Below are 21,597 nucleotides of genomic sequence, written 5' to 3' on the forward strand. Positions count from 1 at the left end.
GCCGACTCGATGCGACGCCGCGGCCCGCTGCTCGGGCTGTGCCTGTTCCTGGTGGTGTCGACCGTGCTGACGTGGCTGGTCTATGTCACGCTTCGGCGCGACGTCAGCGGGCCGGTCGGGTCCTACTCCGCGGTGTTCACCGATGTATTCGGATTGCGCGAGGGCGACGACGTCCGCGTGGCCGGGGTCAGGGTCGGCCGCGTACAGGCGGTCGAATTGCAGGGCACGCTGGCAAAGGTGTCGTTCGTCGTGCAGGAGGGCCACCGCCTCACCACTGCCACCGTCGCATCGGTCAACTACCAAAACATCGTGGGACAACGATATCTCGCGTTGGACCGCGGTCGCGAAGGTCCGGCTTCCGAACTTCCGGCCGGGGCGGTGATCGGGACGGATCGCACCGAGCCGTCCTTCGACATCGGCACCCTGCTCAACGGTTATGAGCCGCTGTTCACCGTCTTGGATTCCGAGCAGGTGAACAACCTCACCAATGCGGTCGTCGGATCTCTGCAGGGAGACAGCGCCGCCATCACCCTGCTGGTCGACCAGACATCGGTTCTCACCGAGACTTTCGTGGGCCAGGACCGCTCCTTGGACCGGATCATCGCCGGGTTGGACGGCGTGGTCGGCAATCTGGCCGGTCAGAACGACCATTTCGAGCGCACGCTCACGGCCGCCCGAAACACCGTGGCGGCCTTCGACAATCGCCGCGAACCGCTGGTGTCGTCCCTGGGCACGATGACGGCGGTCGCCGGCAATCTGTCGCGGATCGCGCAAGACGTGCAACCGACCATCAGGGGCATGCTCAACCGTGAGCCCGGCTACACCCGCCACATGCTCGAGATCGAACCGCAGATCGCCTACACGGGGCTCAACACACCGCTGCTGTTGAAGGGGTTGTCGCGCGTGTTCGGGGAAGGGGCCTACATGAATGCCTACGCGTGTGACGTCAACGCCTACGGGTTCTTCCCCGGGCTCAATGACGTGGTGCCGATCATCGTCGATGCGGCGACGCCCGGTGGTACTGCCAAGCACACCCCCAAGTGCAGGAGCATGGCCAATGGCTGACCTGATACCGAGGAAGGCTTGGCTCGGACTGCTGGCCGTGCTGACGGTCGGAGGCCTGATCGCCGGGATGCTCCTCGTCAAGGAGGCCGGCATCGGATATCACCGTTTCACCGCGAAATTCCTCCAGGCCGCGGCGTTGCGCGCCGACGACATCGTGGCGGTCGCGGGCATCCCGGTGGGAACGGTCACCGCCGTTCGTCTCGCCGGGGACCACGTCGAGGCCGATATCCGGGTGCGCGACGACGTGCCGGTGGGCCGCGACACCCGCGCCGCGATCAAGGTGACGACACTCTTCGGCTCCCGTTATCTCGACCTTCGCCCGGGCGGCGACGGGGTGCCCGACAACGGAACCATCGACCTGGCCCACACCGAGGTGCCCTACGATCTGCAAGCCGCCCTTGCTGATTCGACCAGAACCTTCGAACAGGTCGACGCGAACCGCATCGCCACGTCACTCGATGTGCTGAGCCGGCAGCTGCACGGACTCCCCGCCGTGGTGCCCCAGGCGATGGTCAACGTGCGCGCGCTCTCGTCGGTGATCGCACAACGACGCGACCAGCTGGGCAATCTGTTGGTCAACACCGAGCACGTCACCAGCATGCTGCGGCGCCAGCAGTCCGAGATCGGCAACTTCATCCGCCAAGGACAGGAATTGGTGGGGGAATTCGTGGCGCGCTCGGCTGCGTTCCACGCGCTGATGCAGTCCCTGCGGTCGGTGGTGAGCTCGCTGCACACCATCGCCGTGCACGACCGGGACGCACTCGACGACGTACTTGCCACCATGGAGCAGCTGAGCGGGAAGTTCGCCGAGCAGGATGCGCTGTTCCGGAACCTGTTGCAGATCGCGCCCGTTCCGATCCGTCAGATCGCGAATGCCACCGGTTCCGGCAACGCGATCGAGACCAACGCCCCGGCAGGCGCCCTGATCGATTCCTGGATGTGCGCCATCAGCGGCCGAGCCGAACAGTTCGGGATGATTCCGTATCTGAAGGACTGCAAATGATCGGCCGGCACAAGCGCCTGATGATTGCCGGCGCGCTGATTGCCGTGTTGGCGGTGGTCGCCGGTGTGGGGCGGCACGTGATCACCCATCGCGACCGCAGCATCACCGTCACCGCGCAGTTCGACAGTGCGGCGGGACTGTACGTCGGAAATGTGGTGGCAGTACTGGGGGTTCCGGTGGGCCAGGTCACCAGAGTGACACCGAAGGCCAGTTATGCCGAAGTGGACTTCAGCGTCGACGAGGCTGTCGCGATACCGGCGGACGTCGAGGCGGTGACCTTGTCCACCTCGATCCTCACGGACCGCCAGATCGAGCTGTCGCCGCCGTACCGCGGGGGACCGACTCTGCGCAACGGCGACACCATCGGACTACATCGCACCAAGACCCCGGTCGAGTTCGACCGGGTGCTCGGGATGCTCGACAAGCTGGCGACGTCGCTGCGGGGCGACGGGGCAGGGGGTGGACCCGTGGCCGACCTGCAGAACGCGGGCGACGGTGTGGTCTCCGGGCACGGTGAGCAGATCAGGGGTGCCCTCGACGAACTGTCGCGGGCACTGCGGTTGAGTTCCGACGGCGGCACCCGCACCCGGCAACAGGTGACCACGATCATCACCAACCTCGGGTCGCTGCTGGATGCGGCGGCGGGCAATGACGCGAAACTGCGCGAATTCGGTTCCACGGTGCGCCAACTCAGCCAGATCCTGGCCGCCGAGGACTTCGGGTCGGGGACCACCGGCAGGCAACTCAACGAGGTGGTCGAGAAGACCGGACAGATCCTCTCGGCAAACCGGGATCTGATCAAACAGGGAATCGCCAACGGCGACACCAGCATGCAGACCCTGCACGACCGCCAGCGTGAGCTTGCGGAGTTCTTCGACGTGCTTCCGCTGATGGCCGACAACCTCTATAACGCGATCGATCAGCGAAACGGTGCGATCCGCGCACATTTCCTGGCCGACCGCATGGTGTTCGACGGCCAGATGGCCAAGGAGGTCTGCAACATGATGGGTCTGCGCCAACTCGGGTGCAGCACCGGCACGCTACAGGATTACGGGCCGGACTTCGGGCTGACGAACATGCTCGACGGTCTTGCGGCGATGGGCCAGAAATGACTGCCGCACAAGCACACCTGCGCCGGTTGCTGGGACTGTTGTCGGCAACCCTGCTGACCGCGGGGTGTGCCACGAACGGTCTGGCCGATCTGCCGTTGCCCGCGCCGGGGCTCGGGTCGGGCGGTTACCGGCTGACCGCGGTGTTCGCCAATGCGCTCAATCTGCCCGAGCATGCCAAGGTCAAGCTCGGCGGCGCCGACATCGGTCAGGTCGAGGCCATGACCGCCCACGATTTCACCGCGGTCACCACGCTGCGCATCAGTGACGACGTCCGACTCCCGGTGGGGAGCACAGCCGAACTCCGTTCGGCCACACCGCTGGGTGATGTGTTCGTCTCGATCGTTCCGCCCCGCACTGCCCAGGCGGGGACGCGTTCGCTCGGAGAGGGTGACCGCATCGGGCTCGACTCCACCACGGCGGCGGCGACGGTCGAGTCGGTGCTGAGTTCGGCGGCGGTCCTCGTCAACGGCGGTGCCGTCCACAACCTGACCAACATCGTCAACGGCATGGGTAAGGCGGCCGGACCGGACGGCCGGGCCTTCGGTGACCTGGTGGCCAAGTCCAACCGACTGCTCGGCACGGTGAATGCCCGCTCGGCACAACTTGATTCCGCGATGACCGAGACTACCCGGCTGGCCGAGCTGTTGGAGGCCAAGAATCAAGAGGTCGGTGAACTCCTGCGGGCGGCAGCGCCGGCCACCGAGACACTGGCCGACAACACCGGCCGGGTGACCGATCTCGTCCTCACGCTCGGTGACGTATCGCAGAACCTGGCCAAGTTCCCGTCCATCGCCGGAACGGATTCCAGCGGCCGCAGCGTCATCGCGGATGCGGACACGATCGCGAGCGCGTTCAACGACGTCGTGGTGGACCCGCAGACCAGCCTGGTCTCGCTGAACCGGCTGTACGCGCCGTTCATCAAGATGACGGCGGGCACGTCGATGGCAGGCGCGGCCGGGATCGACCGGCTGGTCCTCGGATCCATTCCCGATGCCGGATTCTCGGGGGATCCCGGGCTGCACGGTCCGAAGCGGGCGGACTGGCACCAGTTCGTGGGATCGATCAAGTTCGTGCTCTGGCGGTTGCAGGAGCGTGTAGTCGGCAGAGGACCACAACCGTGAGCGGGTCCCCGCGCAGTGCCTGGGTCGCGCTGGCCGCGTTGGCGCTCACCCTGGTGGTGTCGGTCGCCTACCTGATGGCCGGTGTGCTGCACGTCCGGCCGTTGTCGGCGACCTACCTCGTGACGGTGCAGCTTTCGCAATCCGGCGGGTTGCTGCCCAATCAGGATGTGACCATGCGTGGAGTGCGGGTGGGCAAAGTCGAGCGGCTCGCGTTCACGCCGCGAGGCGTCGAGGCCGTGCTACGTGTGTCGGATGACGTGCGTATTCCGGCGTCCAGTTCGGTGCGGGTCTCGGCGCTGTCGGCGGCAGGCGAACAGTACGTCGACTTCACCGCGTCGTCCGAGGGCGGGCCGTATCTGGCCGACGGCGACGTGATCGCGGACGACCGCACCGCCGTGCCGGTGCCGATGGCCGAGCTGCTGGCCAATGCCGACGGCGTGCTGGCACAGGTGGATCCGCAGAAGATCGAGCGGGTCAAGGCCGAACTGAGCCTGACGGGTGCCGGGCCGGACAAGCTCGCCGCGATCGTGGACGGCGGGACGTTCCTGCTGTCGACGCTGGATTCGGTGCTACCCGAAACCGTGAGCATCATCCGCAGCAGCCGGATCGTGTTGTCCTCGGCGGTGGATGTCAACAACGGAATCGCCCAGACGGCAACCAATCTGCGTCATACGTTGGCGGGCATGGCCGGGATGCAGGATGGTTACCGAGCGCTACTCGGCCGATCCCCGGCGACGCTCGGCGCGATCGACGATCTGTTCACCGACAACTCCGACACCATGGTGCAGTTGCTGGGAAATCTGGCGACGGTAGCGCGGCTGTCCTACGTCCGGGTGCCTGCCCTCGATGCGCTCTTCCCCGACTACCGCGGTTCGGCGCTGGAGGCCTTCATCGGCACGATGCACGAACACGGATTGTGGGTGACCGCCGACATCTATCCGCGGTACGCCTGCGATTACGGCACGACCCGGCGCCCACCGTCGGCCGCGGACTATCCCGAGCCGTTCCTGTACACGTACTGCCACGATGACGATCCGAGCCTGCTGGTGCGTGGCGCCCGCAACGCGCCTCGGCCGGCCGGCGACGACACCGNAGGGCCACCACTCGGCGATGACGACGATCAACCGCAGCAGTCGGAGGAAGCAGGTCATCGCGGCGACTTTGAGCCCGTCGCGGACACGGGAGAACCGAGGCATATGGAAATGGTAATCATTTCCAATAATGCAGTGTGGTCCGGCTACCCGAACGGCGACAGGTCGATCTCCTCGGCGAGCAGGCGTTCGCGGACCGCGGTGGCGATGTCAACCGCGCCCGGTGAATCACCGTGCACGCAAATCGATTCCACGGTTATCGGTACCTCTGATCCGTCCACCGCGGTGACCAGCCCTGTCGTCACCATCGTGACCACGCGCGAGGCGATCGTCACGGGATCGTGCAACACGGCGCCCGGTTCGCGGCGGGACACCAGCGTGCCGTCGGGTTGATAGGCGCGGTCGGCGAACGCCTCGGCGACCGTACGCAGGCCCAGCGCCCGGGCGGAGTCGAAGAACGCCGAGCCGGCCAGTCCGAGTACCGGAAGGCCGGGATCCACCGCATGCACCGCGGCCGCCACGGCGCCGGCTTGTTCGGGGTGATGCACGATCGTGTTGTACAGCGCACCATGGGGTTTCACATAGCTCACCGTGGTGCCGGCGGCCTCGGCCACCGCACGCAAGGCGCCGATCTGATAGATCACGTCGGCGGTCAGGTCCTCGGCGGTGACGTCGATGAAGCGTCTGCCGAATCCGGCCAGGTCCCGGTAGCTCACCTGGGCGCCGACGCGCACACCCCGGGCCGCGGCCGCACGGCAGGTGCGCAGCAGCAGGGCCGGGTCTCCGGCATGGAAACCGCAGGCCACGTTGGCGCTGGTGACCACGCCCAGCATGGCTTCGTCGTCACCCAGTCGCCAGGCGCCGAAGCCCTCGCCCAGATCGGCATTCAGATCGACGGAGGCAGCCACCCGACCAGCCTAGGACGATGTCTCGTCGGGCCAGCCATTCTCGGACACGAATTCGGGCAACGGGCGCGCGGTGGTCCAGTGCTCGATCTCCAGCACCGGCCGGTCCGGAAACTCGGGCACCGGACCCAGGCACAGGATCGCCACCGGCTCGGCGTCGTCCGGCATGCCCATCAGCTGGGCCAGCGGCAGCGGCTTGAAGATCGACACCCAGCCCATGCCGAGCCCCTCGGCGCGCGCGGCCAGCCACATGTTCTGAATCGCACACGACACCGAGGCCAGGTCCATCTGGGGTAGCGTGCGGCGGCCGAAGATGTGTCGCTCGCGGTGCTCGCCGAGGGCGACCACGAACAGTTCGGCGCAGTCCAGAATGCCTTCCACCTTGAGCGCCAGGAACTCGTCGCCGCGGACGCCGAGGGCGTCGGCGGTGTGCAGGCGTTCCTCATCGACCAGGGCGTGGATCTTGGTGCGCAGCGCGTCATCGGTGATCCGGATGAACCGCCACGGCTGCATCAGGCCGACGCTGGGCGCGGCGTGGGCGGCCTGCAGCAGCCGGCTGAGGACCTCGGGCGCGACCGTGCTGCCGGGAACGAACCGGCGCATGTCGCGACGTTCGGCGATGGCCCGGTAGACGGCGCGTCGCTCATCCGGGCTGAAGGCGTGCTCAGACACGGGTCGAGCTTAGGCGGGACGCCGAGGGCGTCGAGCGCTGGGCTAATTGAAAATGAATATCATTAATGATAAGACTTTGGACGTGTTGAGGACGCTGACGATGGTGCTCGTCGGCATCCTGGTCGCCGGATGCTCCACCGATCCCGAAGCCCCGCCGGTCGAGGGGCCACGCGAGTCGGAACGGCCGCTGACCCACCTGGTCCTGGTGGAGAAGCAGACCGGGGCCGCAGCGGTACTGGACGGCGCGGAAGCCGTGGAGACCGCAGTGGGGGAGTTCGGTCCCATCGATGCGGTCAGTGGCGACGGCCGCTACGCGTACCTGCGCGGCGATGTGGGCTTGACGATTCTCGATGGCGGGGCCTGGACGTTCGACCACGGTGATCACGCGCATTACTACGAGGCGACACCTGCGGTAGTCGGCCGCGTCGAGGGCCGGTTCGCCGCGGTTCAGGGCCAGGGTGCGCTGACCGTCGCGCGTCGCGACGATGGCGCGGTCCAACCGCTGGATCGGAACGCGTTCGCCCGCGGTGAGGTGTCACGGCTGCCGGGGCCATCTGAAAAAGCCGACGCCGCAGTCGCATTCGGGCGCGACGTGATAACGGTGACCGACCGTGGGCTGGTTCGCAACGGGGATCGGGCCGCGATGCTCGGACACTGTCCCGCGGTGACGGGCGCGGCGGTGCTGCGCCGGGCCGTCGTCCTCGGTTGTGGCGGCGGAGCGCTGCGGATAACCCGCCGCGGCGGCGCGCTGGCGGCCGAGAGCATCCCCTTCGGGGACGTGGGTCCACGAATGCCGCTGGGCCCGTTCGGGTATCGCCGGCAGGCGAATTCTCTGGCGGCTGTCGCCGGTGACGAGGTGTGGTTGCTCAACGGCCTCCGCTGGACGTCGATGCCGCTGCCGGGCGTGGTCGCGGTGAACACGGCCGGCGGCGACACCGTGCTGGCCCTGACCCGGGACGGCACCCTGCACGCACTCGATATGGCGGCGGGTGTGCGCACCGGCCAGGTCGAGGTGCTCGGTACCCCCCTGGGCACGCCGGTGATCGAGGTCGGTGCCGGGCGGGCGTACGTGAACGACGCGGCAGCCAGGGCGGTGCACGAAATCGACTATTCCAACGGCCTGCGGGTGGTGCGCACCCACCCGACGAACGTGACCCCGGACTTCATGGTGGCCGCGGGCTGGTGATCCCCCAATCAAGAGGAGAAGAATGCCGAATCCATCGAAGGTCATCGCGTCGGTCGGACTGCTCGCGGCGACGCTGACCGCCTGCGGCGGAGGCGAATCGCCGCAGGCGGCGCCCGAGCCGATCGCCGACCCACTGGTGGTCACCTACGACGGCGGACTGTATGTGCTGGACGGAAACAACCTGCAGGTGAAGGCCGACCTGCCGCTGGAGGGATTCCTCCGGGTGAACCCGGCCGGCGACGACACCCACGTGCTGGTGTCCACCGACAAGGGGTTCCAGTTGCTCGACGCGTCGGCGGGCAAGTTGACCGACACCACGTTCACGGCCGACGAGCCCGGTCACGTCGTGGCCCACGGCGAGCACACCGTGCTGTTCGCCGACGGCTCCGGTGAGATCACCGTGCTCGACCCGCACGACATCGCCGCCCCCGCCCCAAAGATCAGGAACCTGAAGGCCCCGGAACCGCATCACGGCGTGGCGGTGGTGCTCGACGACGGCAGCTGGGTGCGCAGCGAGGGCAACTCCGATGAGCGCAGCGGCGCCGTCGCCTTCGATGCCTCCGACCGCGAAATCGCCCGCAACAACGAGTGCCCCGGCATTCACGGGGAAACCGTCGTCGACGCCACCACCCTCGTCTTCGGCTGCGAGAACGGGGTATTGACCTACGCCGACGGCGCCTTCACCAAGATCGCCGCGCCGGCGCCGTACGGGCGGGTGGGAACTCTTCGCGGGCACGCGGATTCACCGGTGGCGCTGGGCGACTACAAGGTCGATCCGGATGCCGAGCTGGAACGGCCCAACCAGTTCGCGCTCGTCGACACCGCGAGCAACCAGCTGCGCCTGATGCCGCTGCCGCAGTCGGTCAGCTACTCGTTCCGGTCGCTGGCCCGCGGCCCGCACGCCGAGGCGCTGATCCTGGGAACCGATGGCAATCTCCATGTCATCGATCCGGCATCCGGAGCCACGGTCAAGACCATCGCCGTGGTCGAGCCGTGGACCGAACCCGACGACTGGCAGCAGCCCCGCCCGAGCGTGTTCACCCGCGGTCACGACGTCTATGTCGCCGACCCGGCCACCAAGCAGATTCACCTCGTTGACGTCGAATCCGGCAAGAAAGGCGAGTCGGTGACGCTGGAGCAGACACCCAATGAGCTCGGCGGCACGGTGGGGCACGCGCACTGAGCTTTCGCGGTCGGCTGGCCACTTATGACACGCGGATGACTGAACTGCGTGTCATAAGTGGCCTTTCGGCGTGAGCGGTTAGTGCGAGTGCGCGTGGGTGACGTTCCACTCCGGTAGCGGATCGGGATAGCCGACCCAGGCAGCTGCGCCCTCGGCGAGTTCGTCGTCGGTCAGCAGCGCCGCGCGCAGCAGTCCGTCGAGCGACTCGCGGTCGATCCGGATCCCGATGAACACGATCTCCTGACCGGGCTCGATCTCGGTGGACGACCAGAACTGGGCCGGCTCGATCACCAGGTTCGGACCGGCTTGCGACCAGATCGCGGCGATGGTCGGCCGACTGGCGATCCAGCAGAAACCCTTGCTGCGCAACAGGCCCCGGACGTTCTCCAGTACCTGGGCCAGGCGTAGCGGGTGAAAGGGCCGGTCGGCACGGAAGGTCATCGAGCCGATGCCGTACTCCTCGGTCTCGGGCGTGTGGCCCGACGCGAGTTCCTCGTCCCAGCCGGGCGCCTGCTCCGCGGCGATCGGGTCGAACCGGCCGGTGTCGAGGACCTCGCCGAGATCGACCACCCCGTGCGCGGTGTGCAGCAGCTGCGCGGTCGGGTTGAGCCTGCGGACCACGGCCTCGACCGCACCGAGTCGTTCGGCGCTGACCAGGTCGGTCTTGTTGAGGAGGATGACGTCGGCGAACTCGACCTGATCGACCAGCAGATCGGCCACGTTGCGGCCGTCCCCCGGCCCCGCCGTCATCTCGCGTTCGGTCAGCGCGTCGCCCCGGGCCAGTTCGGTCAGGAAGGTCGAGGCGTCGACGACGGTGACGAGCGTGTCCAACCGGGCCAGCTCGCCGAGCCGGAAGCCGTCGTCGAACTCCCAGCTGAAGGTGGCCGCGACGGGCATGGGCTCGGAGATGCCGGTCGATTCGATCACCAACTGGTCGAACCGGCCCTGCCTGGCCAGGGTGCCCACGGCTTCCACCAGATCCTCCCGCAGGGTGCAGCAGATGCAGCCGTTGGTGAGCTCGACGAGTTTCTCCTCGGTCCGGTCCAGGTGGCCCTGCCCGGCGATGAGCGCCGCGTCGATGTTGACCTCGCTCATGTCGTTGACGATCACGGCGACGCGCCTACCGTCCCGGTTCGCCAGGATGTGGTTCAGCAGCGTGGTCTTTCCGGCGCCGAGGAAGCCAGACAGGACGGTGACGGGCAGCAGGTCGGGCATCGCGCTCCTTAATGACAATGATTTTCAATAAGTCATCATCCGGGTATGCAACGCCTAATGCAAACGGTTATCGTTATCGCCGTGCTCCCGCCTCAGAATCTCCGTGCCACGGCCGCCGCCCTGCTGGTCGCCGCGCCCTTCGCCCTCGCCGCCTGTGGCTCCGAGGCGACCCAGTCCCAACCTGCGGGCAACTGCCCGACCGCGCCGGTCAACGTCGTGGTCAGCGTCGACCAGTGGGGCGACATCGTGTCCGCGCTGGGTGGTGACTGCGCCAAGGTCACCACGGTGATCGCCGGGTCATCGGTCGATCCGCACGATTTCGAGCCCTCGCCCGCGGACGCGGCCAAGTTCCAGGGCGCCCAGCTCGTGGTGGTCAACGGCGGCCACTACGACGAGTGGGCCGCCAAGCTGGCCCAGAGCACCGCGCCGGATGCCGTTGTGGTCTCGGCTGTTTCGGGGACCGGCGAGGACGATCACGACCATGATCACGGCCATGGCGAAGAAGGCCACGTCCACGAGCCCGCCGCGAATCCGCATGCCTGGTACAACCCGGAGGCGGTGACCGGCGTCGCCGACACCGTGACCGAGGAGCTGGGCCGGCTGGCTCCCGACGCACGCGACTACTTCGGGCAGCGCCGCACCGAGTTCACCACGTCGATGCAGCCCTACCAACAGCTGATCACCGACATCAAGACCAAGGCCGGCGGCAAGCGCTACGCCGCCACCGAGACGGTGTTCGACGACATGGCGGCCGCCGTCGGACTGGTCAACAAGACGCCGGCGGGCTATCAGGCCGCCTCGTCCAACGAATCCGACCCGGCTCCGGCCGATCTGGATGCGTTCCTGCGCCTGCTCGCCGATCGTGGCGTGGATGTGCTGATCTACAACACTCAAACCGAGGGTTCGCTGCCCAAGGAGATCCGGGCCGCGGCCGAGAAAGCCGGTGTTCCGGTGGTCGATGTCACCGAAACGGTGGCGCCGGGAGCGGATTCGTTCGAGGCTTGGCAGGTGGATCAATTGACCGCACTCGCCAAAGCCCTCGGTGTGCAGAACTAGTGGCACCGGACAGCACCGCGCCGCCCGCACTCGTCTTCGACGACGTCAGTGCGGTGCGCGGCGGACGGCTGATCTGGTCGGAGGGCACCTTCGAGATCCCCACCGGTGACATCGTCGCGCTGATCGGCTCCAACGGATCCGGCAAGTCCACGATGCTGCAGGTCGTGCTCGGGCTGCTGCCGGCCGCCTCGGGCTCGGTGCGGGTGCTCGGCGGTGCGCCAGGTGAACACAACGACCTGATCGGCTACGTCCCGCAGGACTACGTGGCCGGCGCGGGCGAGGCCATCCGGGCCCGGGGAGCAGTGACGCTCGGGCTCACCGGCCGCCGATGGGGTTTCACCCGCACCTCGCGCGCCGAGAAGGCCCGGGTCGACGAGGCCCTGGAGTGGGTCGAGGCCACCGGATTCGCCGACATGCGGGTCTCGGAACTGTCCGGCGGCCAGCGTCAGCGCATCGCCTTGGCCAATGCCCTTGTCGGTCAACCGAAGATGCTCGTCCTCGACGAACCGCTGGCCGCGCTCGATCTGCGCAATCAGCACGAGATCGTGCAGCTGCTGGCCCGGCTCAACAACGACCTCGGGGTCACCATCCTGGTGGTCGCCCACGACCTCAACCCCCTGCTCAGTGTCCTCGACAGCGCCATCTACCTGCTGGACGGGCATGCGCACCACGCCGCCATCGACGAGGTGGTGGACGCCGACCTGCTGACCCACCTGTACGGGACCAAGGTTCAGGTGGCCAACACCCCGCTGGGGCAGATGTACATGAGGAGCGGCTGATGTCGGCGAGCCTGCTGGCACAGGGCACCTTCGCGATGGGTTACCAGCACAACTGGTGGCAGATTCTGACCTCGGCCTTCATGCGCAACGCGTTGATCGGCGGCACCCTGGTGGCGCTGGCCGCCGGGTTGATCGGCTACTTCGTCATCGTGCGCAACACCGCATTCGCCGCGCATGCCCTGGCCCACATCGGTCTGCCCGGCGCCACCGGCGCCGCGCTGCTCGGCCTTCCGGTCGGGCTCGGGCTCTTGGCGTTCTGTGTCGGCGGGGCCGTGGGGATCGGGGCGCTGGGCAGCCGGGCCCCTGACCGCGAGGTGGCCACCGGCACGGTGTTGGCGCTGGCAACCGGGTTCGGCTTGTTCTTCAACTCGCTGGCCACGAAGAATTCCTCGACGCTCACCAACGTGTTGTTCGGCAACCTGCTGGCGATCACCCATGAGCAGCTGCTGACCTTCGCCGCGCTGTTGGCGCTGCTGGCTGTCGCCGTCGTATTCGTTTTCCGCCCACTGCTGTTCGCATCGGTCAACGCCCAGGTGGCCGAGGCCAAAGGCGTGCCGGTGCGGGCGTTGTCGGTGCTGTTCATGGTGCTGCTGGGCATTGCGGTGACGATGGCGGTGCTCGCCGTCGGCACGCTGCTGTTGTTCGCACTCGTGGTGACTCCGGCCGCCACGGCAATCATGATCACGGCCAGGCCGATTCTCGCGATGGCGATCTCGACCGGGATCAGCGTGGCGTCGGTGTGGTCCGGGCTGGCGGTGTCGGCAATCTTCAACATGCCGCCGAGCTTCGTGATCGTCACCATCGCCTGCGGGTGCTGGCTGGTGGTGTGGGCGGTTGACCGGGTGAGGAATTCGCCGATCCACTAGCCTCAGAAAGCATGCCAAGGAGTCCCCACCCGCCGCGGCGGGCCACCCTGGCTTCGCTGGCCGCCGAATTGAAGGTGTCCCGCACCACCATCTCGAACGCCTACAACCGCCCTGACCAGTTGTCGGCCGAACTGCGCGACCGGATCTTCGCGGCCGCCAAGCGACTGGGCTATGCCGGGCCCGATCCGGTGGCGCGGTCGCTGCGGACCCGCAAGGCCGGTGCGGTGGGCCTGATCATCACCGAGCCGCTCAACTACTCGTTCAGCGACCCGGCGGCGCTGGATTTCGTTGCCGGGCTTGCCGAATCCTGCGAGGCCGTGGGGCAGGGGCTGCTGTTGGTCGCGATCGGGCCGAACCGCAGTTTCGAGGACGGTTCGGCCGCGGTGCTCGCGGCCGGTGTCGACGGCTTCGTGGTGTACTCGGCCTCCGACGACGATCCCTACTTGCCAGTGGTGCGCCAGCGCCAGTTGCCGGTCGTGGTGGTGGATCAGCCCAAGGACGTGCCGGGGGTGTCCCGGGTCGGCATCGACGACCGCGGCGCGATGCGGCGCTTGGCCGAGCACGTGCTGGAACTGGGGCATCGGGACATCGGCCTGCTGACCATGCGGCTGGGCCGGGACTGGCCGCATGACGGCACCAAACCCGCACTGGCAGATCCGGATCGGGTGCTCTCGCCGCATTTCCATGTGCAGCGGGAACGTATTCACGGCGTATACGACGCGATGACGGCGGCCGGGTCGGCGCCGGCCACCCTGACGGTGGTCGAGAGCTATGACCACCTGCCGACCTCCGGTGGCGCGGCCGCCGAGGTGGCACTGGAGGCCAATCCCCGCATCACCGCGCTGATGTGCACCGCCGACGTGCTGGCCCTGTCGGCCATGGATTACCTGCGTTCGCGTGGCATCTTCGTGCCGGGGGAGATGACCGTCACCGGATTCGACGGGGTGCCCGAGGCGCTGCGCCGCGGACTGTCCACCGTCGTGCAGCCCAGCATCCACAAGGGCCGGCGGGCCGGGGAGTTGCTGCACAATCCGCCGCGGTCCGGCCTGCCGGTGATCGACGTGCTCGACACCGAGGTGGTGCGGGGCCGGACGGCAGGTCCGCCGGCTTAGCGCGCCCGGCGCAGCTCAAGCAGGTAATCCAGCGCTGCCGCAACATCTTCGGGCTTGCCGACCCGATATCCGGCCAGCGTCTCGCCCGGTCCGACCTTGACGCCGACGTCGCCGTCGCGCAGGCGGCGGAACGCTTTCTCGTCGGTGACGTCGTCACCGAAATAGATCACCGTCGACGCCCGGTGCTCGTCACGCAGGATGTCGATGGCCTCCCCCTTGTCGGTGGTGATGACGGCGAACTCGAGCACCGCCTTGCCCTCGGTCAGTTGGGCATCCCAGGTCTGTGCGGACCGATGGGCCTGGGCGAGAGCGGCTTCGGCGTCGGCCGGTGCGGCATTGCGTACGTGCAGCGCCACGCTCGCGGGTTTGATCTCGACGGTCACCCCGGGCCGGGACTCGGCGATCGCGGCGAGTTCGGTGGCGATCGTGTCGAGCAGGTCGCGATCGATCGGATGGGCGAAACCGGAGGCGAATTCGGCGCCGTGACTGCCGACCAGATGCACGGTGGTCGGCATCCCCGACAGCTCCCGCAGCACTGACAGTGCCCGCCCCGAGATCAGAGCGGTGGCGATACCGGGGCATTCGGACAACGCGACGAGCGCATCGGCGGCGTCGCGGAGCGGACGCGCGTCGGCGGGGTTGTTGACGATGGGCGCCAGCGTGCCGTCGAAATCGGAGGTGATCAGCAGGCTCGGGGCCTGTGCCGCCCGGGTCAGTGCGTCCTTGAGGTCAGCCGGAAGTTCGCGATGGTCACCCACCCGTCAGATCTTAGGTTTGTCCTCCGCGCCGATCAGCAGGCGCACGGCCAGGTCCAGTCGCTTGCTGACATCGGTGGCCGAGGCCCGGCGGGTCAGCCACGCCAACAGGTTGGACAGCCACACGTCGGAGATGACCCGGGCGATGTGGTACTGGTCCTCGGTCGGCTCACCGTCGCTCATGGCCCGGGCGAACATCGAATCCATCAGCTTGCCGACGTGGTCCACCTCGCCGGCCGCGGAGGCGTCGGCGAACACGAAGGCCCGCGTCATGGCCTCGGTGAGCAGGGGATTGCGCTGCATGGCCCGGTTCAGCTTGCCGACCATGAAGCTCAGCCGCTGGTGCGGGGTGCCCCCGGTGAGGGCGGTCCGGTCGGTCTTGGCGTCGATGCGCTCGAACTCGCGGCCGAGCGCGGAGACCAGCAGGTGGACCTTGGACGGGAAGTAGCGGTACAGCGTGCCGACGGCCACGTCGGCGCGTTCGGCCACGGCCCGCATCTGGACGGCCTCGTAGCCGCCCTTGGAGGCGATGGCCAGGGTGGCGTCCAGGATGCGCTTGCGGCGCTCCCGTTGTGCTTCGGAGCCGAGCTCGGATTCAGCGAGGACTGCCACGTTCAGAACCTCACGTGGCCGGGTGTCCGACCCGGATGTTTCGTTGCCTGTTGGCTGTGGTGCGCCGGACATGCGGTGTGTGGCCCCCTCTCGTCGCGTACCTCATGGAAAACGATACGCACGGCGATCTCCTTCTACGCACCCCCGCGCCGGTAAACACACGGACGTGTCCTGCTGTAATGCCGGTCGACTTGACGGTCGAACACTGTCACCATTAGAACACGTTCTAGTGGGAAGCACGGACTTCTCGCGTTAGCGGCTAGGAGGTCCACCATGTCCGGCGCGTCTGCCACCATCACCGACGAGCAGTTTGCCGCCCGTGACCTGGTACGGAGTTGGGCGGCCGCGGCCGACACCGCCGCCGCCGTCCGAGCCGGTGAACATGATGCCGATGCCTGGCGCGCGCCGTTTCAGGGTCTCGCCGAACTAGGCATCTTCAGTGTGGCCGTTCCCGAGGAACAGGGCGGCGCCGGCGGCACCGTCGAGGATCTGTGCGCGATGGTCGACGAGGCCGCGGCGGCGCTGGTGCCGGGCCCGGTGGCCACCACCGCTCTGGCCACCCTGGTCGTCGCCGACGAGGCCGTGCTGGAGGCCCTGGTTTCGGGTGAGCGCACCGCTGGCGCGGCGCTGAGCGCCGATCTGACGCTCGACGAATCCGGCACCGTGTCGGGCACCGCCGGGTATGTCCTCGGCGCCGACGCCGCCGGTGTGCTGTTGCTGCCGGCCGGGGACCGTGTGGTGCTGGTCGACGGATCCGCCGCGGGGGTGAGCATCGAACTGCTCACCGCGACGGACTTCTCGCTGCCGCTGGCCCGCGTCGTGCTCGATGCGGCGCCCGCGCAGGTGCTCGAGGTGTCGCGGCAGCGGTTCTCCGACATCGCGGTCGCGGTGCTGGCGGCCGAGGCCGCCGGCCTGGCGCGCTGGACCCTGCAGACCGCCACCGAGTATGCCAAGGTGCGTGAGCAGTTCGGCAAGCCGATCGGCAGCTTCCAGGCCGTCAAGCACATGTGTGCGGAGATGCTGCTGCGCTCCGAGCAGATCTCGGTGTCGGCGGCCGACGCGGCGCGCGCGGTGTCCGAGTCCGACGACGCGCAGTTGTCGATCGCCGCGGCCGTCGCCGCGGCCGCCGGTATCGACGCGGCCAAGGCCAACGCCAAGGACTGCATCCAGGTGCTCGGCGGTATCGGCATCACCTGGGAGCACGAGGCGCATCTGTATCTGCGTCGCGCATACGGGATTTCGCATGCGCTCGGGGGGCAGCGCCCGTGGCTGCGCCGAATCTCGGCGTTGACCCAGCAGGGTGTGCGTCGCGAACTGCGCATCGACCTGGATTCGGTGGCCGACCTGCGCCCGGAGATCAGCGCCGCGGTGGCCGAGGTGGCCGCGTTGCCGGTGGAGAAGCGGCAGGTCGCCCTGGCGGATTCCGGCCTGCTGGCCCCGCACTGGCCACGCCCCTACGGCCGCAACGCATCTCCGGCCGAACAGCTGCTGATCGATCAGGAGCTCGCCGCGGCTGAGGTGGAGCGGCCGGATCTGGTGATCGGGTGGTGGGCCGTGCCGACCATCCTGGAGCACGGCAGCCCGGAGCAGATCGACCAGTTCGTGCCGGCCACGCTGCGCGGCGACCTGGCGTGGTGCCAGCTGTTCTCCGAGCCGGGCGCCGGCTCGGACCTGGCTGCGCTGCGCATGAAAGCCGTTCGCGCCGAAGGCCCCAACGGGGAGCCGGGCTGGAAGCTGACCGGGCAGAAGGTGTGGACCTCGGCCGCGCAGAAGGCGCACTGGGGCGTGTGCCTGGCGAGAACGGACCTCAGCGCTCCAAAACATAAAGGCATCACGTACTTCCTGATCGACATGAAGACACCGGGCATCGTGATCCGCCCGCTGCGCGAGATCACCGGTGACGAGTTGTTCAACGAGGTGTTCTTCGACGATGTGTTCGTGCCCGACGAGATGGTGGTGGGCACGGTCAACGACGGCTGGCGGTTGGCTCGCACCACGCTGGCCAATGAGCGGGTGGCGATGGCCGGCGGTACCGCGCTGGGCAATCCGATGGAGGAGCTGCTGCGCACGCTCGGCGCGAAGCCGGAGGTGGATCCGGCCGATCTGGACCGTCTCGGTGAGTTGATCCTGACGGCCCAGGTGGGCTCACTGCTGGATCAGCGGATCGCGCAGCTGGCGGTGAGCGGGCAGGACACCGGTGCGCAGGCCAGCGCCCGCAAGCTGATCGGCGTGCGGTATCGCCAGACGCTGGCGGAGTTCCGGCTGGAGCTGTCCGACGGTGGGGGTGTGGTGCGCAATCAGGAGGTGCACGACTTCCTGAACACGCGCTGCCTGACCATCGCCGGCGGAACCGAGCAGATCCTGCTGACCCTGGCCGGCGAACGGTTGCTCGGCCTGCCCCGGTAGGTCGGTCGGGGGCGGTGCCCACCCGGCGTGGGCACCGCCGCACCGGTTGGGTGAACGGGTCAGTTGAACGCGACCTGCGTGCAGGCGGTCGGCGTGGTGAGGTTGACCCCGCCGAACACCACCTGGATGACCGAGCAGGCGATGAAATCGTCCCCGGCGGGCTTGCCGGTGGACCAGTTGGTCGGGTGGGATTCGCCGTCGACGGTGAAGCGTTCGATGGGCCCGCCGCCGAAGTAGGTCACCGACAGCTCGACCGTGTTGATCGACCGGTACAACTTGGACAGCACGTTGTCGTGGTTGGCGCCCTTGAGTTCTCGCGGCATCCCGGCCGGCGCGCTGTAGGAGGCGTTCTGCCAGACGTCGCGGTTCGAGCTGCGCAGGGTGATGGTCTGACGCGCCCAGGTGTCGCCGGGGAATCCGATGGGACCGTCCGGTGTCAGCAGGTTGGCCGATGTCCGGAAGGTGCACATGGTGCCCGCGCAGTCGGCGTTGATGTGCATCTCGATGGTGCCTTGCGGGCTCGGGATCGACGTGACCGCCGAGTTGGCTGCGGCCGTGGCGGTGGCGGGGAAGGCCAGCGCGGCGGTGAGCACCGCGGCCGCGCCGGCGGCGGCGAGGCTGTTCGTTGTGGCGGTCATCGTCAAGAAAGTATCCCGTCGCTCATTCGTCGTAGGTGACTTCGACCGAATCCGATACCGGCGTCGCCTGGCAGCCCAGGATCAGGCCTTCCTCGAGGTCGGAGGGTTCGAGCACATCGTTGATCTTCATTTCGACGTCGCCGGACTTCTTGAGCACCGCGCATGCGCCGCAATGACCCTCGCGGCAGGAGAACGGCGCGTCCAGGCCCTTGTCGAGCAGGACGTCGAGGAGCGTGGCCGAACGCGGCCAGCGGACCTCGTGGGTGGTGCCGTCCAGGGTGACAACCGCGGTGGCCGGCCCCTGGTCGCTGTCATCGTCTTCCTCGATCACGACCGCGGCGAACGGGTCCGAGTCCAGCGACTTGAACACCTCGATGTGGATGCGCTCGTCGGCGGCGCCGGCCTGCTGCAGCGCCTGCTCGGCCGCCGTCATGAACGGGCCGGGTCCGCAGATGAAGGCCTCGCGGGAGGCGTAGGGCGCGACGAGTCCGGCCAGCGCGGCCGGGCTGGGCAGGCCCTGCACGCTCTCCAGCCAGTGCACGACGGTGAACCGGTCGGGGTACTTCGCGGACAGCTCGCGCAGGGTTGCACCGAAGATGACCGAGTTCTCGTCCCGGTTGGCGTAGACCAGCACGACGTTGCCGGCGCCCTCGGCCAGCGCCGACTTGCAGATCGCCATCATCGGCGTGATCCCGCTGCCGGCGGCCAGCAGCAGGAAGTCGGTGTCGAGATTTTTCGGCACGAAGGTGCCGGACGGTGCCAGCACGTGCATCCGCATCCCGGCATGCGCGTTGTCGCACAACCAGTTCGAGGCGTAGCCATCGGCCGTCCGCTTGACGGTCACGGTCAGCTGATCGTCGGTGACCGGTGAGCTGGACAGCGAATAGCAGCGGGCCACCGAGCCGGTACGATCGCTGGGCACCCGCAGCGTCAGGAACTGGCCCGGGCTGTAACGCAGCCGTTCGGCCGGAATGTCGGAACCCTCGGGCACAGCGAACACCAGGGACCGCGCGTCGGCCGTCTCCTCGATGACCGCGCTCACCTGCAGTTCGAGCACATGGCTGCCCAGTGGCTCATCAGTCACGGCTGGACCCTTTCTTCGCTCATAACTAGAACATGTTACAAAAACGTACTTGCCCTGGTCCAGCCCACCATTGCAAGGCGCTACTCGACACAAATCGTAACGTGTTCTAATCTCTGTCTAGGCGGTCAGCTCGCGCTCATCGCAGTCCGATTCTTGGGAGGCATTTCCGTGACATCCATTGAACAGCGTGACGTTCAGGCGGTTCTGGCCGGCATTGACGAACTGCTGCCGGCGCTGCGCGAGCGTGCGCAGGAGACCGAGGATCTGCGCAAGCTGCCCGACGCGAACGTGAAAGCGCTGGAAGAGGTCGGCTTCTTCAAGCTGCTGCAGCCGGAGCAGTGGGGTGGCCTGCAGTGCGATCCGACGGTCTTCTACGAGGCGGTCCGCCGCCTGGCCAGCGCCTGTGGCTCGACCGGCTGGGTGGCCGGCATCATCGGCGTGCACAACTGGCATCTGGCGCTGTTCGACCAGCGGGCCCAGGAAGAGGTCTGGGGTGAGGACACCTCGGTGCGCATCTCCTCCTCGTACGCCCCGATGGGCGCCGGTGTGGTGACCGAGGCCGCCGACGGCTACATCGTCAACGGCGCCTGGAACTGGTCGTCGGGTTGTGATCACGCCACCTGGGCCTTCCTCGGCGGCCCGGTGATCAAGGACGGCCGGCCGGTCGATTTCGGCAGCTTCCTGATCCCGCGCACCGAATACCAGATCGACGACGTGTGGAACGTGGTCGGGCTGCGCGGTACCGGCAGCAACACCGTCGTGGTCAAGGACGTGTTCGTGCCCAAGCACCGCTTCCTGTCCTACAAGGCGATGAACGACGGCACCGCGGGCGGTTATGAGACCAACACCGCTCCGGTCTACAAGATGCCTTGGGGCACAATCCATCCCACCACCATCTCGGCTCCCATCGTGGGCATGGCCTACGGCGCCTACGACGCGCACGTCGAGCACCAGGGCAAGCGGGTCCGCGCGGCCTTCGCCGGTGAGAAGGCCAAGGACGACCCGTTCGCCAAGATCCGGATCGCCGAGGCGGCCAGCGACATCGATGCCGCCTGGCGTCAGCTGTCGGGCAACGTCGCCGACGAGTACGCCCTTCTGGTCGAGGGCAAGGAGATCCCGTTCGAGCTGCGGGCCCGTGCCCGCCGCGATCAGGTGCGCGCCACCGGCCGCGCCATCGCCTCGATCGACCGCCTCTTCGAGGCCTCCGGTGCCACCGCGCTGTCGNACATCGTTGATCTTCATTTCGACGTCGCCGGACTTCTTGAGCACCGCGCATGCGCCGCAATGACCCTCGCGGCAGGAGAACGGCGCGTCCAGGCCCTTGTCGAGCAGGACGTCGAGGAGCGTGGCCGAACGCGGCCAGCGGACCTCGTGGGTGGTGCCGTCCAGGGTGACAACCGCGGTGGCCGGCCCCTGGTCGCTGTCATCGTCTTCCTCGATCACGACCGCGGCGAACGGGTCCGAGTCCAGCGACTTGAACACCTCGATGTGGATGCGCTCGTCGGCGGCGCCGGCCTGCTGCAGCGCCTGCTCGGCCGCCGTCATGAACGGGCCGGGTCCGCAGATGAAGGCCTCGCGGGAGGCGTAGGGCGCGACGAGTCCGGCCAGCGCGGCCGGGCTGGGCAGGCCCTGCACGCTCTCCAGCCAGTGCACGACGGTGAACCGGTCGGGGTACTTCGCGGACAGCTCGCGCAGGGTTGCACCGAAGATGACCGAGTTCTCGTCCCGGTTGGCGT

18 protein-coding genes and 3 pseudogenes are annotated in these 21,597 nt (G+C 67.8%); 13 read left to right on the forward strand and 8 right to left on the reverse strand.

What is annotated here, in order from left to right; genetic code table 11:
* The first annotated feature begins 9 nt into the window (after positions 1–9).
* The 5 genes and pseudogenes from BN4332_RS26795 to BN4332_RS26815 form a co-directional block, all read left to right on the forward strand.
* Positions 10–1,065 carry an MlaD family protein gene (locus tag BN4332_RS26795; RefSeq protein WP_066902446.1) on the forward strand — a complete coding sequence of 352 codons (1,056 nt, stop codon included), beginning with the start codon at positions 10–12 and terminating at the stop codon, positions 1,063–1,065.
* Entirely contained in the window at positions 1,058–2,068 is a 1,011-nt protein-coding gene (locus BN4332_RS26800) for an MlaD family protein (RefSeq protein ID WP_066902447.1), read from the forward strand. The genes BN4332_RS26795 and BN4332_RS26800 overlap by 8 nt, the downstream gene beginning before the upstream one ends.
* Positions 2,065–3,180 carry an MCE family protein gene (locus tag BN4332_RS26805; protein ID WP_066902448.1) on the forward strand — a complete coding sequence of 372 codons (1,116 nt, stop codon included), beginning with the start codon at positions 2,065–2,067 and terminating at the stop codon, positions 3,178–3,180. Before BN4332_RS26800 ends, BN4332_RS26805 begins: the two co-directional genes overlap by 4 nt.
* Positions 3,177–4,301, forward strand: coding sequence for an MlaD family protein (locus BN4332_RS26810; RefSeq protein WP_066902449.1), 1,125 nt, complete (start codon positions 3,177–3,179; stop codon positions 4,299–4,301). The genes BN4332_RS26805 and BN4332_RS26810 overlap by 4 nt, the downstream gene beginning before the upstream one ends.
* Positions 4,298–5,416 (forward strand): annotated as a pseudogene (locus BN4332_RS26815) (MlaD family protein); the annotation flags it as partial. The gene BN4332_RS26810 and the pseudogene BN4332_RS26815, both read left to right, overlap by 4 nt.
* Positions 5,417–5,538: 122 nt before the next feature.
* On the opposite strand, the gene BN4332_RS26820 reads toward BN4332_RS26815, so the two are convergent.
* Together BN4332_RS26820 and bluB are read right to left on the reverse strand one after the other, a co-directional pair.
* Complete coding sequence (locus BN4332_RS26820; RefSeq protein ID WP_074133201.1) at positions 5,539–6,300, reverse strand: LamB/YcsF family protein; 762 nt, start codon at positions 6,298–6,300, stop codon at positions 5,539–5,541.
* A gap of 9 nt (positions 6,301–6,309) precedes the next feature.
* Positions 6,310–6,969, reverse strand: coding sequence for a 5,6-dimethylbenzimidazole synthase (bluB, locus tag BN4332_RS26825; RefSeq protein WP_066902450.1), 660 nt, complete (start codon positions 6,967–6,969; stop codon positions 6,310–6,312).
* A gap of 82 nt (positions 6,970–7,051) precedes the next feature.
* On the opposite strand from bluB, the gene BN4332_RS26830 reads away from it, so the two are divergent.
* A complete protein-coding gene (locus BN4332_RS26830; RefSeq protein ID WP_066902451.1) occupies positions 7,052–8,155 on the forward strand; it encodes a hypothetical protein in 1,104 nt (367 codons plus the stop codon).
* 22 nt (positions 8,156–8,177) lie between these two features.
* The gene (gene aztD, locus BN4332_RS26835) at positions 8,178–9,338 is read left to right on the forward strand and encodes a zinc metallochaperone AztD (protein ID WP_066902452.1); all 1,161 of its coding nucleotides are present in this window, start codon (positions 8,178–8,180) and stop codon (positions 9,336–9,338) included.
* A 78-nt stretch (positions 9,339–9,416) separates the two neighbouring features.
* On the opposite strand, the gene BN4332_RS26840 is transcribed toward aztD, so the two are convergent.
* Complete coding sequence (locus BN4332_RS26840; RefSeq protein ID WP_066902453.1) at positions 9,417–10,553, reverse strand: GTP-binding protein; 1,137 nt, start codon at positions 10,551–10,553, stop codon at positions 9,417–9,419.
* Positions 10,554–10,610: 57 nt separating this feature from the next.
* On the opposite strand from BN4332_RS26840, the gene BN4332_RS26845 reads away from it, so the two are divergent.
* The 4 genes from BN4332_RS26845 to BN4332_RS26860 are packed head-to-tail and all read left to right on the forward strand — an operon-like array spanning position 10,611 to position 14,366.
* Positions 10,611–11,609: a metal ABC transporter solute-binding protein, Zn/Mn family gene (locus BN4332_RS26845; RefSeq protein WP_066902454.1), complete on the forward strand. Its 999-nt coding sequence runs from the start codon at positions 10,611–10,613 to the stop codon at positions 11,607–11,609.
* Complete coding sequence (locus BN4332_RS26850; protein ID WP_096866997.1) at positions 11,609–12,388, forward strand: metal ABC transporter ATP-binding protein; 780 nt, start codon at positions 11,609–11,611, stop codon at positions 12,386–12,388. The genes BN4332_RS26845 and BN4332_RS26850 overlap by 1 nt, the downstream gene beginning before the upstream one ends.
* On the forward strand, positions 12,388–13,254 hold the full coding sequence (locus tag BN4332_RS26855; protein ID WP_066902455.1) for a metal ABC transporter permease: 867 nt from the start codon (positions 12,388–12,390) through the stop codon (positions 13,252–13,254). Before BN4332_RS26850 ends, BN4332_RS26855 begins: the two co-directional genes overlap by 1 nt.
* 11 nt (positions 13,255–13,265) lie before the next feature.
* A complete protein-coding gene (locus tag BN4332_RS26860) occupies positions 13,266–14,366 on the forward strand; it encodes an Rv3575c family transcriptional regulator (RefSeq protein ID WP_066902456.1) in 1,101 nt (366 codons plus the stop codon).
* Here BN4332_RS26860 and otsB read toward each other — a convergent pair.
* Complete coding sequence (otsB, locus tag BN4332_RS26865) at positions 14,363–15,124, reverse strand: trehalose-phosphatase (RefSeq protein ID WP_066902457.1); 762 nt, start codon at positions 15,122–15,124, stop codon at positions 14,363–14,365. The two genes, BN4332_RS26860 and otsB, sit on opposite strands and share 4 nt — an antisense overlap.
* Positions 15,125–15,127: 3 nt before the next feature.
* Positions 15,128–15,805, reverse strand: a complete 678-nt coding sequence (kstR, locus tag BN4332_RS26870; RefSeq protein WP_066902458.1) for a cholesterol catabolism transcriptional regulator KstR — start codon at positions 15,803–15,805, stop codon at positions 15,128–15,130.
* 201 nt (positions 15,806–16,006) lie between these two features.
* Between kstR and BN4332_RS26875 the strand changes: the two genes are divergently transcribed.
* Complete coding sequence (locus BN4332_RS26875; RefSeq protein WP_066902459.1) at positions 16,007–18,139, forward strand: acyl-CoA dehydrogenase family protein; 2,133 nt, start codon at positions 16,007–16,009, stop codon at positions 18,137–18,139.
* Positions 18,140–18,198: 59 nt separating this feature from the next.
* On the opposite strand, the gene BN4332_RS26880 is transcribed toward BN4332_RS26875, so the two are convergent.
* Complete coding sequence (locus tag BN4332_RS26880) at positions 18,199–18,777, reverse strand: hypothetical protein (RefSeq protein WP_066902460.1); 579 nt, start codon at positions 18,775–18,777, stop codon at positions 18,199–18,201.
* A 22-nt stretch (positions 18,778–18,799) separates the two neighbouring features.
* A complete protein-coding gene (locus tag BN4332_RS26885) occupies positions 18,800–19,861 on the reverse strand; it encodes a ferredoxin--NADP reductase (protein WP_066902461.1) in 1,062 nt (353 codons plus the stop codon).
* Between the two features lie 168 nt (positions 19,862–20,029).
* Between BN4332_RS26885 and hsaA the strand changes: the two are divergent.
* Positions 20,030–21,085: pseudogene (hsaA, locus tag BN4332_RS26890) on the forward strand (3-hydroxy-9,10-secoandrosta-1,3,5(10)-triene-9,17-dione monooxygenase oxygenase subunit); the annotation flags it as partial.
* Between the two features lie 3 nt (positions 21,086–21,088).
* Here the strand turns inward: hsaA and BN4332_RS26895 are convergent.
* Positions 21,089–21,597 (reverse strand): annotated as a pseudogene (locus BN4332_RS26895) (flavin reductase family protein); the annotation flags it as partial.

The organism is Mycolicibacterium houstonense (assembly GCF_900078665.2).
Classification (GTDB): Bacteria; Actinomycetota; Actinomycetes; order Mycobacteriales; family Mycobacteriaceae; genus Mycobacterium; species Mycobacterium houstonense.